Source organism: Streptomyces brasiliensis, from assembly GCF_014647875.1.
Taxonomy (GTDB): Bacteria; Actinomycetota; Actinomycetes; order Streptomycetales; family Streptomycetaceae; genus Streptomyces; species Streptomyces brasiliensis.
The window spans coordinates 122,459-137,840 of sequence record NZ_BMQA01000001.1 but is presented as its reverse complement, the minus strand read 5'-3'; the positions used below and the strand labels follow the sequence as shown (position 1 = coordinate 137,840).

The following is a 15,382-nucleotide window of genomic DNA, read 5'->3' as shown; positions in this document are numbered from 1 at the left end:
CGAAAATGCGAGGAGGGGTCTCCATCCGGAGGTGGTACTTGCTGCCCGGCGGCACGATGATGCCTGTCACACGCCGTCGTCCGGGCACGACGTAGAGCCGCGGAAGGCCCGGACCGGCGTGGTTGCGCTCCCTCGCAGGACAGGCGGGCTGTCCCACGCAGTGCTACCCGAAGGAGTGAAGACGCAGATGGGCGTCTACAGCGAGCACCACCGGCGGAGCATCACCGACCCCGAGGGTTTCTGGGGCGCCGCCGCCACCAAGCTGACCTGGTACGACGATCCGGTGCGCGTCCTGGACAGCGCACGGCCGCCGTTCCACCGCTGGTTCCCGGACGGACGGATCAACACCTGCTTCAACGCGCTGGACCGGCACGTCGCGGCCGGCCACGGCGACCGGACCGCCCTCATCCACGACAGCCCCGTCACGGGCACCCACGCCACCCGCACCTATGCCCAACTCCGCGACGAGACTGCCCGGTTCGCGGGCGCGCTGCGCGATCTGGGGGTCGGCCGGGGCGACCGCGTGGTGATCTACATGCCGATGGTCCCCGAGGCGGTCGTCGCGATGCTGGCCTGCGCGCGCCTGGGCGCCGTCCACTCCGTGGTGTTCGGTGGATTCGCGCCCCGGGAACTCGCCCTGCGGATCGACGACGCGCGGCCCAAGGTCGTGGTGTCCGCCTCGTGCGGCATCGAGACGGCTCGCGTCATCCCGTACAAGCCACTCCTCGACGAGGCGCTCGGGCTGGCCGAGCACACGCCGGACGCCTGCGTGGTCCTCCAACGCCCCCAGGCCCGCGCCGAGTTGTCCTCGATCGACGTCGACTGGGACGCCGTGACGGAAACCGCCGTTCCGGCCGAGTGCGTGCCGGTCGCGGCCACCGACCCGCTCTACGTCCTCTACACGTCGGGCACCACGGGTCGTCCCAAGGGAGTGGTGCGGGACAACGGCGGTCACGCGGTCGCGCTGGTCTGGAGCATGACGCACGTCTACGACATCGGACCGGGCGACGTGTGGTGGGCCGCGTCCGACGTGGGCTGGGTCGTCGGCCACTCCTACATCGTCTACGCGCCCCTCCTCGTCGGCGCCACGACCGTCCTCTACGAAGGCAAGCCGGTCGGTACGCCGGACGCGGGGGCGTTCTGGCGGGTCATCGCCGACCACGGGGTGAAGGCCCTGCTCACGGCGCCCACCGCGATGCGCGCCATCAAGAAGGCGGACCCGGACGCGCAACTGCTCGCCGGACACGACCTGAAGACGTTCCGCTGTCTGTTCCTGGCCGGCGAACGTCTCGACCCGGACACCTACGACTGGGCCCGCACGGTCCTCGGAGTGCCGGTGATCGACAACTGGTGGCAGACCGAGACGGGCTGGCCCATCGCCGCAAACCCGCGGGGACTGGAGCCGATGGCCGTCAAGCCGGGCTCGCCCACCGTGCCCATGCCGGGATACGACCTGCGCATCCTCGACCCCAGCGGACGCGAGTGCGCCCCGGGCCAGGAGGGCGCCATCGCCCTGCGGCTGCCGCTGCCGCCCGGCACGCTGCCGACGTTGTGGGAGGACGACGACCGCTACGAGGAGTCGTATCTGTCCCGGTTCCCCGGCCATTACCTCACCGGGGACGGCGGATACGTCGACGAGGACGGCTATGTGTTCGTCATGGGCCGCACGGACGACGTGATCAACGTCGCCGGGCACCGGCTGTCCACCGGTGCGATGGAGGTCGTGGCCTCCCATCCCGATGTCGCCGAATGCGCGGTCATCGCGGTGCGCGACGCCCTGAAGGGCCATGTCCCGCGGGCCTTCGTGGTGCTCAAGTCCACGGCGTCCACCGACGCCGACCGGCTGCGGGAGGAGATCGTCCGCGACGTCCGCACCAGGATAGGGGCGATCGCCTCGCTCAAGGACGTCACGGTCGTCGAAGCCCTGCCCAAGACCCGTTCCGGAAAGATCCTGCGCGGCTCCATGCGCGACATCGCCAACGGCGGCGAGGGGAAACCGCCCGCCACCATCGACGACCCCGCCGTCCTGGAGAAACTGCGCCAAGTCCTGCGCAAGGAGACGGCATGCTGAGAAACCCCGACGCACCCTGATCTCAGGCCCGCGCTCGAGCCACCACGAGCGTGCCCTGCAGCCGGAGTACGGGCGGCCGCCCCGCGCCTGCTGCAGGCGGCCCTCTCCTGGCTCCTGGCACACCCGGTTCCTGGAAGACCGGATCGATGCGCTGAGGAGCTGGGTCAGGGCAGACCCTGGGGCTCCGTACCGTAGATCGGGACCGCGGACGGAGGCCCGGGAGGCTCCTCGAGGATGCTCCACGCCACCGGCCCCAGCAGGTCCGCGAGGCGCTGGAAGACGTCCAGGAGCAGGTCGTCGATGGTCAGGACACCGACGACCTGCCGTCCGTCGAGCACCGGCAGGCGGCGCACCCCGGCGCGGCGGAACGTCCGGTACGCCACGTGGAGGTCGTCGCTCACGTCGACCGTGACGAGCTGCGGCGACATCACGTCCTCCGCCCGGGCGCCCGGGCCGAGGCCCTCGCCGAGCCCGCGCACGGCGAGATCCCGGTCGGTGACGATGCCGCGCGGCTTTCCCTCCTCGGCGACGACCACGGAACCCACTCCGAAGTCGCCCATCTCCCGGATCACCTCGGCGAGGGAGGCGTGCGGGGCGACGCTCACGGCCGGAGCGCTCATCACGTCGGAGACCTTCATGGGTCCACTCCTTGCGGTTGCCGGGGCACGACGTCGTCGTCGGTGCGGCCGAGCGACTGGTGTACGGCCACCACGCCGTCGACCGTGCGATACAGGCGTAGGCGTTCGCACCCTTCCGTGCGTGCTCCAGGGTCGGTGTCCGCTGTCACGACTGCGCCCTCCTCAGACGATCTCCAGCAGGTCGGTCACGGGGCGACGCGGCGTGGGGTGCCCCTGGGGGCCGTAGCCGAGACGGATCACCATCTGTACGCAGCCCATGTCCGAGACGGGGTCGCGAAGGGCCCAGCGCAGTTCGGGCCATTCGAGGGGCTGCGAGGTCACGGAGGCGACGAGGCCGTCCACGGTGGCCCGCAGCAGCACCCGCTCGAGCGCCTGTCCCGCGCGCAGCCAGTCCGCAGGCCGGTCGTGGGCCGTGCCCAGCAGGGCGATCTGCGGACGCTTCTCGAAGCGCGCCCAGGTACGGCCGGGCATCGGGCGGTGGAGGGAGAAGTCCCGCACCGGAGCGGCGGCACCGTGCCGGGCGGGGCCGAACGCCTCGACCGGGATGCCGTCGTTCGCTTCCGCCGCGGGGTCCGTACGGGCCCAGCGCGCCGTCTCGTCGCGCATCGCGACATCCGTGCTCTCCCGGCCCTCGGCGTCCCGCACCAGCTCCAGGACCGAGCCCACGTGCCAGGGCCCGGGGAAGACCAGCCCCGCTCCCTCCAGACGGGCCGCCTCGCAGAGCCGGTCCCGCACGGGCTCCGGGATGTCGTCCTCGCGGAAGGGGTTGCGGCTGGTGCGGCGGCACCGGATCGCCGGCTGGAGCGCGGCGAGGGCCTCGTCGGGGTGCGCGGTGCGGGTGAGGTCGACCTCGGCCAGCAGCTCCGCCTCGGCGGGGTCCGGCAGCAGCCGGGTCACGGGCTCACGCCCCGCCGCCGTCGCGGCGACCCGCAGATTGAACAGCGCGGCACCGCAGCCCAGGTGCAGTTCGCGGTCGTCGGGGTCGGTCCTCGGCAGGGTGCGCTCGGGATCGGCGTACAGCCGCAGAATCCCGGTGTCGCGCACGAAGCGGAACTTCCAGGGCTGGGCGTTGTGCAGCGACGGTGCCGCCGTGGCGTCCGCGACGAACGCGGTGACGGCGGACACATCCAGGGCCGGCGTGCTCACCGGGACCTCCCTTCGGAGCCGGATCACCCACTTCCAGTCTGCGGGTCTCGCGGCGACACGGCAGGGGGACGTCCGGCCCTTTCGGGGGCCGAGTGGCCCGTCGTTCGCGCAGGTGCCCCGCGTATCGGCGAACGCCGGGCGGGGGAACGGGAGCATGGGCCGGATTCGGACACAAGAGGCCGAAGCGCCCATCGGTTCGTGCCCGTGACCCGTGTGAGGGTGAAACCGGAACGCAGTGTTTTCATCCGCAGCGGGCGGAAGGCGGTGGTCGTGATGCGGCTTCCCCTGGTCGTGGGCGTCGACGGCTCGCGCTTCAGCCTCCACGCGGTCGACTGGGCCATCGACGAGGCCGCACGGCACGGGCTGCCACTGCGGCTCGTGAACGCTTCCCTCTGGGAGCACTACGAGGGACGACCGACGGCGGACGACATCGTCGACGCCGCCGCGGAACGGGTTCGGCGCCGCAATCCGGACGTGAAGGTCGACACCGAGGTCCTCCCCGCGGACCCGGTGGACGCGCTGCTGCACGAGGGCCGGAACGCCACCATCGTGGTGACGGGCTCCCGGGGCCGCGGCGGGCTCAAGGGCATGCTCCTGGGCTCGGTGAGCCTGGCCGTGGCAGGACGCGCGTCCGGACCGGTCGTCGTGGTCCGCGGCGAGCGCACCGAGGGCGACGGCGCGGAACCGGACGGAGCGCGCCGGCCCGTTGTACTCGGCGCCGGCGACCCCGGCACGAGCGGCGCGGCCACGTGGTTCGCCTTCCGCGAGGCCGCGGCACGCGGGTGCGGCCTGGAGATCGTGCGCGCCTGGCGGCGCCCCGCCCACGTGACCGCCGAACATCCCCTCATCGCCGGCGACCCGGCACACGGCCACCAGGAGCGGGCGTCCCTGCTGATCGACGCGCTGCTCCGGGGCCCCGTCACCGAGTACCCGGACGTCAGGGTGCACCGGTCCGTCGTCGAGGGCCTGACCCGCCAGGTCCTGCTGCAGCGATCGGCCACCGCGGACCTCCTGGTCCTGGGCGTACGGCGCTCCCACAGCCGCGGCGGGCTCCAACTGGGCCGGGTGGCACACGCGGTGCTGCACCACGCCGAATGCCCGGTGGCCGTCGTACCCGAACTCCCCTGAGAGCGGGGGCGGTTGGCGTGCGGCTCAGTCGCCCGGCTTTGGTACGACGACGACGGGGCAGCGGGCGTGGTGCAGTACGCCCTGGCTGACCGAACCCAGCAGCATGCCGGTGAAGCCGCCGTGCCCGCGGGTCCCGACGACCAGCCCCAGCGCGTGGGCGGAGGCCTCGGTGAGCACCCGTACCGGATGGCCGACGACCAGATCGTGGTGCAGCTTCACCTCCGGGTAGCGCGCTCCGTGTCCGGCCACCGTCTCGGAGAGCACCCGCCGTCCCTCCTGCTGCGACGCGTGCTCGTCGTAGACACCGAGCGGTCCGGCCTGCCACACGTACAGCGCGTGGAGTTCCGCACCGCGCAGCGCGGCCGCCTCGAAGGCGAAGTCGACGGCGGCGGTGGACCGCTCGCTGCCGTCCACGCCGACGACGAGGTACGCGGACTCCTGCGTGACGTGCTCGGGTTCCGGCACGACGACGACCGGGCAGCGGGCGTGTGCCACGACCGGCAGGGCCACCGAGGCCCCGCCGAACACCTCCTTGGCCCGGCTCAGATGCCGTGACCCCAGCACGACCGCCGCGGCGTCCCGGCTCTGCTCCCGCAGGACCCACACGGGGCTGCCCTCGGCGAGCAGTGTGTCGGTCTCCACCTGCGGATGCCGGGTCCCTACGAAGGCCAAGGCGTCCGTGAGGACCTTCTCCCCGGCCTGGTGCAGCGCCGCGTTCCACTTCTCCCACGAGGGCCGGACCTCACCGGTCCGGTAACCGCCGGTCGGAGTTCCCTCGGCATGGACGAGACGCAGGGGCAGCCGGCGCCGCGCGGCCTCGTCGGCCGCCCAGGCCAGTGCCGTCCGCTCGGCGGGATCGGGATCGACACCCACCACGATCCATCGGCGCTCCTTCGGTGCGGACATGGTCGCCTCCCTCGCATGGTGTCCGGTGCGTCGACGGACCGTCAGGACGGTGCCGTGCCGGGATTTGGAGTGTGCGTCGAGCAGCGGACATCGGCGTCGGGTCCGGGGAAGCAGAGCGTCACCCTTTCGTCGTCCGCCCTGCGCACGTCGTAGGGCGGGCTGCCGTTCCGGTGGTGCACCTCGACGACCTCGCCGTCCCGGGTGACGGCTCCGCTCGTGGTGGCGTGCACGACGATCTCGCCGCCGACCCGGGCGCGCGTCCCGGTGCCCGTCGCCTCCACCCGGGGCCGCCCGGCGGTCCGGTCACTCTTCCGTGCCGGTGCGGATGAGGCCATCGTCCTCGCCTCCTCGACGCGGCAACACAAAGGCCTATTTCCATCGTTTTCATAAAAAAACCGATTGGGCGCGTTCGCATCGGGGCCGATGGTCCCCCGGCGCGACCCCGCCCGGTCCTCGCATCACGGGAGCACGCGCAGGCGGTCCTCGATCTCCGCCCGCACCCTGCGCGTCAGCTCCTCCAATGCCGCCGAGCGCACGGGCCGCGGGGGCTCAGGATCACGGATTCTGCGGGCCGGGGCGGGGAGGTCCCCGAGGTCACGGGCGAACCGGGCCGCCGCGGCCTCCCGGCGGTCCGGTTCGCCCGTGCGCAGGCCGTCCCGCATGACCGTGCGCAGCAAGGGCCGGGCGGGGTCCGGCGCAGCCTCCTCCCACAGGCCGATCACGTCCGAGCATCCGGGCCGGCGGAAGACCTGCTTGCGGCCCGGGGCCGTGGCCTTCGTGGACGACAGCTTCATCACCGGGCGGCCGCCGTACTCGACGAGCTTGTACGCGGCGTCCAGATACGGTGCGTCCGCCGCTACGCCGACGCGTGTGCCCACGGCGTACGTGTCGATCGGCGCGCCGCTCCCCACGAGTTCGGCGACCGCGTACTCGTCGAGCCCGCCGCTCGCCACGATCCGTACGTCGATCAGCCCGGCGGCGTCGAGCGTGGCCCGCACCCGCCGCGCCTCCGCCCCTAGATCGCCGCTGTCCAGGCGGACGGCACAGCCGGGACCGCGGTGCAGCTCCGCCAGGACCCGTGCGGCGGTCCGCACGCCCGCGTCGGTGTCGTACGTGTCGACGAGGAAGGTCACCGGGCCGGGGTGGGCGCGCGCGAAGGCGCGGAAGGCCGCCTCCTCGTCGGCGAACGCCTCCACGTACGAGTGGGCCATGGTCCCGGCCGCCGGAATGCCCAGCGCGGTGGCCGCGGCCACGTTGCTGGTGGCCGAGAACCCCACCAGGGCGCCGAGCCGCGCGGCCTGCAGGCCGGCCCAGGGACCGTGGGTGCGGCGCAGCGAGAAGTCCACCAACGGCCTTCCCTCCGCGGCCAGGACGCAGCGGGCCGCCTTGGAGGCGACCGCCGTCTGGTGGCACAGCTGATTGAGGAGGTACGTCTCGACGAGCTGCGCCTGCGGCAGCGGAGCGGTCACCTCCAGCAGCGGTTCGCCGCCGAACACCACGTGACCTTCCGGTACGGCCCGGACCTCGCCTCCGAAGGTCATTCCGAGGAGTGGCTCGAGGTCCCGTGCCGGGCGGTGGAGCGCGTCCGCGAAGTCCTGGACGTCCCGCGGTCCGACGCGGAAGTCCGCCAGGAAGTCCAGCGCGGGTTCCAGCCCGGCGGCGACCAGGAAGCCCCGGCCGGGCGGCAGGTCGCGCACGAAGAGGCTGAAGGTCGCGGGCGCCCGCATGTCCTCCCGCAGGTAGGACAGGGCCATCGTGACCTCGTACAGATCGGTGGTCGTGACGTCGGACATGGTGGTCGCCGATGAGTGAGACGGACCCGTTGCCACCAGTCTGACTCCGGATATAGCGGGTAAAAGGGACTTTGAGGACCTGGGTGTGGGCTGATCGGCCTCGGCGCGCCGTGCGGCGTCGCGGTGGACCGGAGGCGTCAGCAGCCGCAACCACGGCCGAGGAGGTACGGCGATGGCAACACTGACACGCAGGCAGAGATTCTCCTTCCCGGAGATACCCGAGTGGTTCGAGACCTTCCCCGCGCGGTTCGCGATGCCCACCATGGGCGACCTGTACACGATCCGCATCGAGGACTACATGCAGGACGACCGCTATGTCGTACGGGCGGAGCTGCCCGGCATGTCCCCGCAGGACATCGACGTCGTCGTCGGCGACGGCATGCTGACGATCAACGCCGAGCGCGCCGAGACGGACACGCAGAAGAGCCGCAGCGAGATCCGGTACGGCTCCATGAGCCGCAGCACGACGCTGCCGCCCGGGGCCGACGAGAACGACATCACGGCCGACTACAGCGACGGCATGCTCACCGTCAGCGTGGGCATGGGCCGCGACAAGACGGAACCCAAGCACATCGAGATCCAGCACACCGTCTGATCCCGATTCCGGCGGGCCGGTCCGGGCCCGCCGGGGACCACCTGCCCGCCGCGGCGCTCGCACCGGGTGCGCCCGCCGCCAGGAAGGGGCACCGAACCATGAGGCATCGCAGTGTGGGCGATCTGATGACGCCCGCCGCAGTCACCGTGCGGACGCACACGACGTCCGAGGACATCGCGCGCCTCCTCGACGAGTACGACATCACGGCAGTCCCGGTGGTCGACGGCGACGACCGCCCCTTGGGAGTCGTGTCCGGAACCGACCTGCTGCGCCGCCAGATGTACGGCGGCGGCTCCGGGGGCACCGCCGCTGACCTCATGACGAGCCCAGCCGTGGTCGCGGAGCGGGACTGGAACGCGGTCCGGGCCGCACGGACCATGGAGCGGCACGGCATCAGGCGCCTGCCGGTCGTGGACGGTGCCGGCCGGCTGATCGGCGTGCTCAGCCGGAGCGACCTGGTGCACCTCTTCGTCCGCAGGGACCACGCGATCCAGGAGGAGATCATCGAGGACGTCGTCGTCCGCACCCTCGGACTACCGCCCTCGGCCCTCACCGTCGAGGTCACGGAGGGGCGGGTCACGCTGAGCGGCAGCATCGGACGGCGGAACCTGGTCCCGGTCCTGGTACGGCTGTGCGAGGACGTCGACGGCGTGGTGGACGTGGTCGACCGCCTGGAGGCCGGCCAGGACGAGACGGCGCCTCGCGCTCCGCACACGACGACCGCGGGCTGACCCGGAGACGAGGCAGATCCCGCCGTACGCCCGGCTCGGCAGACTCGCGTGACCCATGGCCTGCGCCGGCGCTGAGCGCGTTCGGCGCGGACGAGAGCGGTGTTCGGCGGCGTACCTTCCGCCCATGAGCGTGTGCAGTCCGTCCAGGACACTGTCGCGGGGTGCCCGTACGCCCATCAGCACGGTCCACTCCACGTCGGCGCCCGGGCCCGGGCGCCCGGTGCCGCCCCGGCCTGCCCTCACTCGCCCCCCAGCAGTACCCCGCGGACCAGCCAGGTACCGGCGAGCCGTGCCGGCCCGTCGAGCAGGCGGCTCGGCGTTCTCCCGGCGGACCGCCCGTCACCGGGACGAAACCGTCGGCCACGACAGGGCACGGGTGATGTCGGCGAGGCTGACGATACCGACGAGACGGTCCTCGTCCAGCACCAGGGCCCGGTGGACGTCGCTCTCCTGCAAGCGGGGCAGAAGATCCACGACCGGGTCGCCAGGAGCCACCGTCACGACATCCGTGAGCGGCCGCATCACATCACCGACCGTCGTGCGCGAGCGGCCCTGCTGCGGTGTCCGGTTGACGATCCCCATGGTGATCAGCCCCGCGACCGCGCCGTCGGGCAGCACCACGGGGAAGGCCGAGTGACGGTACGGGCCGAACGGACCCTCGCCGAGGAACTCGGACACGGTCGTCCAGGACGGGACGGTGACCGGGGCGGGGGTCATGACCCGGCTGACCGGCACGCCCTTCAGCACGCCCTGGACCTCGGCCTGACGGGCCTCCGCGGTCGCCGCCGCGATCAGGAACCAGCCGATCAGCGCGGACCACAGTCCGGACAGGTTCCCGGCGAACAGGACGGCGCCGAAACCGGTCACCACCATGAACCAGCCCAGCGCCTTGCCTGCGGCCGAGGCGCCCTGGGTGGCCCGCAGACGGTCGCCGCTGCGGTGCCACAGGAAGGCCCGCAGCAGCCGGCCGCCGTCCAGCGGGGCGGCCGGCAGGGCGTTGAAGACGGCCAGCACGATGTTGATCGCGGCGAGCCAGGCGACCGCCTCGACCCACAGCCCCGACACGTGCAGGGCGTCCAGCCACACCGCGAGCCCCGCCATCAGACCGCCGACCACCACACTCATGAGCGGACCCACCCCCGCGATGCGCAGCTCCGTGCCCGGTGTGGGCGCCTCACCGCGCAGCCGGGCGGCTCCGCCGAGCATCCACAGCGTGATGCCCTCGACCTCGACGCCGTTGCGCCGCGCGACCACCGCGTGCGCCAGCTCGTGGGCCAGCAGCGAGGCGAGGAAGGCGACGGCGGTGAGCAGGGCGAGCGCCCAGTAGACCGTGGGGGAGTGCCCGGGGTGCGCCTCGGGGAAGCGCCCGCGCGCCAGGGCGAGCGTCACCAGGACGACGATGACGAGCACGCTCCAGTGCAGGCCGACACGTACGCCGGCGATCCGGCCGAGGGACAGCGTCTCCTTCATGAACCTCTCGCCTCGCCCTCCGGCTCGAAGTCCGCGAGCCGATCAGCGGGCCGGGGGTGATCCGCGCACCGCGGAGTGCCCCGGGGCTCCTTCCATTGTCCGGCGCGAACGCGTCCCTGGGGGAGGGGCAGGACGGCTCTTCCCCACGGACGCGAGGCCCGCCGGGACACGTGGACGGAGCAGCCGCTTCCCGCCGAGTCCGGCTGACCGTGACCGGGCGGAGCGCCATGTGCCTTCCGTGGCGGTCCCCTCCCCGGCCGCCCGGACCGGACCCCCTTGGAACCAGGGTCTGGGCCACTTGGAACCAGGGTCTGGGCCACTCGGCCCATGACCGGCTACGGAGGGCCGACCGAGCCTGGTGACTGACGGACGCCGGCACCTCGGCACCAGGGAGGTCGCCATGAACGGCGCACCGCACGTCGTGAACGACGTCATGACACGGACCGTCGTCGCCCTGCACACCGGTGCGGCGTTCAAGGACATCGTCCGGACCATGCGGAAGTGGCACGTCAGCGCGCTCCCGGTGCTGGACGAGGCCGGCCGGGTCGTCGGTGTGGTCTCCGAGGCGGACCTGCTGCACAAGGAGGAGGTCCACGACGGCGCCCCGGACCGGGCCACCCCGCGGCGCGGTTCGACCGACGTGGCCAAGGCCGCCGCGGCGACCGCCGGGGACCTGATGACCGCGCCGCCCGTGACCGTGCACGCCGGCACCCCGCTCGCCCGGGCCGCGCGTGCCATGGCCCGGGCGCGGGTGAAGCGGCTGCCCGTGGTCGGCCGCGACGGCGCGCTCGTGGGCATCGTCAGCCGTTCCGACCTGCTCAAGGTGTTCCTGCGGGACGACGGGGACATCGCCGAGGAGATACGCCGCGAGGTCGTCCCGCACCTCTTCGCAGCCCCCGTCGAGCCGATCCTGGTCGAGGTGTCCGACGGAGTCGTGACGCTCACCGGCCGGATCCGCGACACCTCGCTCGTACCCGTCGCCGTCCGGCTGATCAGGGCCGTCGAGGGTGTGGTGGACGTGGACTGCGCGCTCCTGGGACCGCTGGGCCGCGGCACGGCCCCCGGCCTCTGCCGCCAGGACGACGAACGCGCCCGTACGACGTGACGGAGCCGAACCCGATCTCCCGTCCGTCACCCGCCGGCGACAGGGCGTCGCGGCCCACCGCGACGACGGTGTGCGGCGTCACGTCGCTCACGCGGTGCGGGCCGGCGTCGATGGTCTCCTCCTCGGCGGATCAGATGCGGACACGGGTCGGCGGCGCGCGCGGACGGCACAGGTAATGCGGTGAGAGCAGCGGTACCGGCCGCCGTGGCCAGCACGGCACGTCGGGGAACGCTCGTAGACATCCGTCCCTCCAACTCGACCTCGTCACTGGAAAGTTGACGAAGTTGTACACCGGCGACCACATCCATGTGCATCCATCTGAATGATATTCATGAACGTGAATACCACCTCGCTGGCGCCGCCCTGTCCGCCCGTTGCTCGCAGGACCGCCACAGGTCCGTTCCTGGCCTGCCTGCCCACTTTCACGGTCGAAGGTCGTTGGATGCCGAGCGCGAGGGCGAGTCGAACGTGACGCCTCCCGGACACGCCTTCGCGTCGATGTCCCAGCCGGCGTGCTGTGCGCCGGCGCGGAAGGCACTCTCGAAGAATTCCAGCACGGTCTCCCGCGGCTTCGGGTCGGTACGGACGTCGTCGTAGCGCAGCACGGCCAGATGACTGCCCCGCAGGGGAACCCAGGACGCCTGGGGCGGGCTGATCTTCTCGTGCTCCAGCCCCTTCGGCTCGGGCGCTGTGTAGGAGTAGAACGCGGGCTCGGGGAAGGTGGGGTCGCCGAACCAGAAGCCGGCGCTGACCACTTCCCGCGAGTAGGCCTCCCGGGTGACCTCGTCGACCGACGCGGGCAGGATCGTCTTCTTGTCCGAGAAGCGGGTGACCGCGATGTCGAAGGTGTGCCAGAAGTGATGAACGGGGCTTGTTTTCCCCGACCATTGGGCCGCGTACTGCTCGAGGACCAGATTGACCTGTGAAAGGACGATCCAGTAGGTGTGCGCGTGCTCGGTGTCGTACGTGATGTGCTCGGTGTCGTCGGCGAACGGCCGCTCGGCGTCCGGGAGGTCATAGGGGAAGGGGCGCGGGAGGTCGCAGGGCACGCCCAGTTGATCGAGCGCCCCCGCGAGACGCCGGTAGAACGCGCCGACGCTCAGACCCTGCAGTGGGAAACTCAGGGAAGCGCCGCTGGAATGCGTGATCCTGAGCGAGTGGTCGACGAAGTCGAAGTCCACGCAGAAGAATTCACCGCTGTCCGTGAGCCCCATGGGACGCGTCGTGATCCCGCGCCCGGTGAGATGATAGGGCACGTTCCACCAGTGGTTGCGGCGCTGCGAGAAGGCCAGCCGCACCTTCCCCACGATCTGGGCGAACCGGTGGATCGTCTCCTTGGTCGGATTCCATGACGCGTAAGGTACGGCCGGAAAGAGCTCCATTATCAACTACCGTTCCGGTACTCGGCCTTGCCGCTTCCGCAGCGCTTGCCGTCCGTCGAAGTCAGCCGCGCAGCCGCTCCGCGATCTCCACCAGGTGGCGCCCCTGGTAGTTGGCCGCGTCCTGGGCCGCCTGGTCGGGACCCTCGCCGCCACCGCTCGGCCAGCTCGTCCCGTAGGGGTTGCCACCGGCCGCGAACAGGAGCGGGTCGGTGTAGCCAGTCGGAACGATGATGCAACCCCAGTGGTAGAAGACGTTGTTGAGCGACAGCAACGTCGACTCCTGACCGCCGTGCCGGTTCATCGCCGAGGTGAAGCTGGTGACGGGCTTGTCGTGGAACACGCCCGCCTGCCACAGGCCCCCGGTGGAGTCGATGAACTGCTTGGGCTGGGCCGACACGTTGCCGTACCGGGTCGGGGTGCCGAACGCGTAGGCCGTCGCCCATTCCAGGTCGTCCAGGGTCGCCTCGCGGACCGAGTTCTTCGTGGCGTCGACGTGGGCGCGCCAGGCCGGGTTGGAGTCGATCGTCGTGTCCGGCGCCAGTTCCGCTGCACGCAGCAGACGGACCTCGGCGTCTCGCCCTTCCGCACCCTTGGCGAGCGCTTCGGCCAGCTGATGGACGTTCCCGGTGGCGCTGTAGTAGACGACGGCGAGGCGTACAGCCATGGGCTAGCTCCTGTTCTCCACGGGTCATGGGTACGTTACGCCCGATTTGCTGGTCTTTCGCCTTGTGTATCCCGTCCCTGACGGCGTCCCAGCCCGAATCCGGCCGTGACCGATGTCAGCCACCGCTCCCGGGCGGAAACTGGTGCTGCACCTTCGGCGTGCCCTCGGCCGGTTCCTCAGCCGCCTGTTCGTATCCGCGGTCGGCGCCGGTCAGCCGGTCGGAGTGCTGGCGCAGTGCTCCTCCCAGGGGGCACCAGGAACTGCTCCACACAGGTGTCCGTGTCCTCGCTGTCGCAGTACAGATCCCAGCGCATCGCTCCGGTACGGCGCCGTGAGCGGCCGACTCACTCCATGGCGGCGAGGGACCGCGCCACGTTCTCCTTCGGCACCCGGTAGGTCGTCATGACCTCCACCGGCCCGTCCTCGGGCAGCGGTTCGGACGCCGGCGCGGGCACGGGCCAGTAGCTCACCGGCGTACGGTCCAGCCGCCCCGTGGCGGGATGCAGCGGCCACCACCGCACCGTGACCGCGCAGAGCGCGAGCAGCGCCGCCCCGACCAGCAGAGCGGTCTGCGCGCCCGGCCCCGGCGACGAGTGCCCAGACCACGGAACCCAGCGCCTGCCCGCCCATGAAGAACAGCACGTAGACGGCCGGCGCACGCGCCCGCACCCAGGCGGGGAGGCTGAGCTGCATCGCCGAGTTCGCGGTGGACAGCATCATCAGCCAGGCCGCCCCTACGAGCAGCAGGACCACCCGGCCGCCCCGGACACGGCTGGCGGTCGGCGCGTCAGTCCCGCCCGACAGCCGTCCGCGTGTCACCGTCGGCCTTCTCGAGGCGTTGGCGGGCCTCCTCGGCCGTGCAGTGGGCCAGGAGCATGACGATGGCGGTCTTGGCGTGGCCGGCGGCCGCGCGGAGGGCCTCGGCGGCGGTGTCCGGATCGGCTCCCGTGGCCTGGACGACCATGCGGCGGGCGCGGTCGACGAGCTTGTCGTTGCTCGCCCGGACGTCGACCATCAGGTTGCCGTAGACCTTGCCCACCCGCACCATCGAGGCCGTCGACAGCATGTTGCAGACCATCTTCTCGGCGGTGCCGCCCTTGAGCCGGGTCGACCCGGTGAGGACCTCGGGACCGGTGGGGACCTCGATCGGGATGTCGGCGTAGCGGCTGACGACCGCGTCGCGGTTGCAGGCGACCGACACCGTCACGGCACCCCGGGCGGCGGCGTGCCGCAGGCCGCCGACGACGTACGGCGTGCGGCCGCTGGCGGCGAGTCCGACGACCGTGTCCTTGTCGTTCACACCGATCTCGTCGAGGTCGGCGACCGCCCGCTCGGGCTCGTCCTCGGCCCCTTCGACCGCCACGACGAAGGCGCCCGGACCGCCGGAGAGCAGGCCCACGACCTGCTCGGGGGAAGTGCCGAAGGTCGGTGGGCACTCGACCGCGTCGAGCAGGCCGATACGGCCGCTGGTGCCGGCGCCGAGGTAGATCAGGCGTCCGCCGCGCCGCAGTGACTCGGTGATCGCCTCGACGGCGGTCCCGATCTCGGGGAGGGCGTCGCGTACGGCGAGGGCCACGGTCTGGTCCTCGGCGTTCATGACCGAGAGCAGTTCGGAGACCGGCATGCGGTCCAGTTCGGCGGTCCGCTCGTTGGGAGTCTCGGTGCCGAGAGTGCCGAGAGTGCCGAGAGCGGCGGAGGTGCCGAGTGTGCCAGGTGCGGTGAGGTCCACGGCGCGGTCGTCCTTTCGGGGTGG

16 protein-coding genes and 1 pseudogene are annotated in these 15,382 nt (G+C 71.9%); 5 read left to right on the top strand and 12 right to left on the bottom strand.

The window, feature by feature from the left end; genetic code table 11:
* Positions 1-187 precede the first annotated feature (187 nt).
* Positions 188-2,071: a propionyl-CoA synthetase gene (locus IEZ19_RS00605; protein ID WP_189308950.1), complete on the top strand. Its 1,884-nt coding sequence runs from the start codon at positions 188-190 to the stop codon at positions 2,069-2,071.
* Positions 2,072-2,235: 164 nt separating this feature from the next.
* On the opposite strand, the gene IEZ19_RS00600 is transcribed toward IEZ19_RS00605, so the two are convergent.
* From IEZ19_RS00600 to IEZ19_RS00590, 3 genes are read right to left on the bottom strand one after another with little or no spacing between them, the layout of a single operon-like run.
* Positions 2,236-2,709 carry a CBS domain-containing protein gene (locus IEZ19_RS00600; RefSeq protein WP_189308949.1) on the bottom strand — a complete coding sequence of 158 codons (474 nt, stop codon included), beginning with the start codon at positions 2,707-2,709 and terminating at the stop codon, positions 2,236-2,238.
* Positions 2,706-2,858, bottom strand: coding sequence for a hypothetical protein (locus IEZ19_RS00595; protein WP_189308948.1), 153 nt, complete (start codon positions 2,856-2,858; stop codon positions 2,706-2,708). Before IEZ19_RS00595 ends, IEZ19_RS00600 begins: the two co-directional genes overlap by 4 nt.
* 13 nt (positions 2,859-2,871) lie before the next feature.
* Positions 2,872-3,855 carry an Acg family FMN-binding oxidoreductase gene (locus IEZ19_RS00590; protein WP_189308947.1) on the bottom strand — a complete coding sequence of 328 codons (984 nt, stop codon included), beginning with the start codon at positions 3,853-3,855 and terminating at the stop codon, positions 2,872-2,874.
* A 273-nt stretch (positions 3,856-4,128) separates the two neighbouring features.
* Here IEZ19_RS00590 and IEZ19_RS00585 point away from each other — a divergent pair, with 273 nt between their 5' ends.
* Positions 4,129-4,983: a universal stress protein gene (locus IEZ19_RS00585; protein ID WP_189309466.1), complete on the top strand. Its 855-nt coding sequence runs from the start codon at positions 4,129-4,131 to the stop codon at positions 4,981-4,983.
* A 24-nt stretch (positions 4,984-5,007) separates the two neighbouring features.
* Here IEZ19_RS00585 and IEZ19_RS00580 read toward each other — a convergent pair whose 3' ends face one another.
* The 3 genes from IEZ19_RS00580 to IEZ19_RS00570 form a co-directional block, all read right to left on the bottom strand.
* Complete coding sequence (locus tag IEZ19_RS00580; protein WP_189308946.1) at positions 5,008-5,889, bottom strand: universal stress protein; 882 nt, start codon at positions 5,887-5,889, stop codon at positions 5,008-5,010.
* 41 nt (positions 5,890-5,930) lie between these two features.
* Positions 5,931-6,224, bottom strand: a complete 294-nt coding sequence (locus IEZ19_RS00575; protein ID WP_189308945.1) for a DUF1918 domain-containing protein — start codon at positions 6,222-6,224, stop codon at positions 5,931-5,933.
* 123 nt (positions 6,225-6,347) lie between these two features.
* Positions 6,348-7,682 (bottom strand): nicotinate phosphoribosyltransferase, encoded by a 1,335-nt coding sequence (locus tag IEZ19_RS00570; RefSeq protein WP_189308944.1) that lies wholly within the window; start codon positions 7,680-7,682, stop codon positions 6,348-6,350.
* 172 nt (positions 7,683-7,854) lie between these two features.
* Here IEZ19_RS00570 and IEZ19_RS00565 point away from each other — a divergent pair, with 172 nt between their 5' ends.
* Both IEZ19_RS00565 and IEZ19_RS00560 read left to right on the top strand, forming a co-directional pair.
* Complete coding sequence (locus IEZ19_RS00565; protein ID WP_189308943.1) at positions 7,855-8,277, top strand: Hsp20/alpha crystallin family protein; 423 nt, start codon at positions 7,855-7,857, stop codon at positions 8,275-8,277.
* Between the two features lie 98 nt (positions 8,278-8,375).
* Positions 8,376-9,008 carry a CBS domain-containing protein gene (locus IEZ19_RS00560; RefSeq protein WP_189308942.1) on the top strand — a complete coding sequence of 211 codons (633 nt, stop codon included), beginning with the start codon at positions 8,376-8,378 and terminating at the stop codon, positions 9,006-9,008.
* Positions 9,009-9,347: 339 nt separating this feature from the next.
* Here IEZ19_RS00560 and IEZ19_RS00555 read toward each other — a convergent pair whose 3' ends face one another.
* Positions 9,348-10,478, bottom strand: coding sequence for a site-2 protease family protein (locus IEZ19_RS00555; RefSeq protein ID WP_189308941.1), 1,131 nt, complete (start codon positions 10,476-10,478; stop codon positions 9,348-9,350).
* A 400-nt stretch (positions 10,479-10,878) separates the two neighbouring features.
* On the opposite strand from IEZ19_RS00555, the gene IEZ19_RS00550 reads away from it, so the two are divergent.
* Positions 10,879-11,583: a CBS domain-containing protein gene (locus tag IEZ19_RS00550; RefSeq protein ID WP_189308940.1), complete on the top strand. Its 705-nt coding sequence runs from the start codon at positions 10,879-10,881 to the stop codon at positions 11,581-11,583.
* A 422-nt stretch (positions 11,584-12,005) separates the two neighbouring features.
* Here IEZ19_RS00550 and IEZ19_RS00545 read toward each other — a convergent pair whose 3' ends face one another.
* The 5 genes and pseudogenes from IEZ19_RS00545 to murQ form a co-directional block, all read right to left on the bottom strand.
* Positions 12,006-12,965: a DUF5996 family protein gene (locus IEZ19_RS00545; RefSeq protein WP_189308939.1), complete on the bottom strand. Its 960-nt coding sequence runs from the start codon at positions 12,963-12,965 to the stop codon at positions 12,006-12,008.
* 61 nt (positions 12,966-13,026) lie between these two features.
* Complete coding sequence (wrbA, locus tag IEZ19_RS00540) at positions 13,027-13,629, bottom strand: NAD(P)H:quinone oxidoreductase (RefSeq protein WP_189308938.1); 603 nt, start codon at positions 13,627-13,629, stop codon at positions 13,027-13,029.
* Between the two features lie 344 nt (positions 13,630-13,973).
* Positions 13,974-14,099 carry an MFS transporter gene (locus IEZ19_RS50260; protein ID WP_229839835.1) on the bottom strand — a complete coding sequence of 42 codons (126 nt, stop codon included), beginning with the start codon at positions 14,097-14,099 and terminating at the stop codon, positions 13,974-13,976.
* 121 nt (positions 14,100-14,220) lie between these two features.
* Positions 14,221-14,382 (bottom strand): annotated as a pseudogene (locus IEZ19_RS53345) (MFS transporter); the annotation flags it as partial.
* Between the two features lie 34 nt (positions 14,383-14,416).
* The gene (gene murQ / locus IEZ19_RS00530; protein WP_189308936.1) at positions 14,417-15,358 is read right to left on the bottom strand and encodes an N-acetylmuramic acid 6-phosphate etherase; all 942 of its coding nucleotides are present in this window, start codon (positions 15,356-15,358) and stop codon (positions 14,417-14,419) included.
* Between the last annotated feature and the right edge of the window lie 24 nt (positions 15,359-15,382).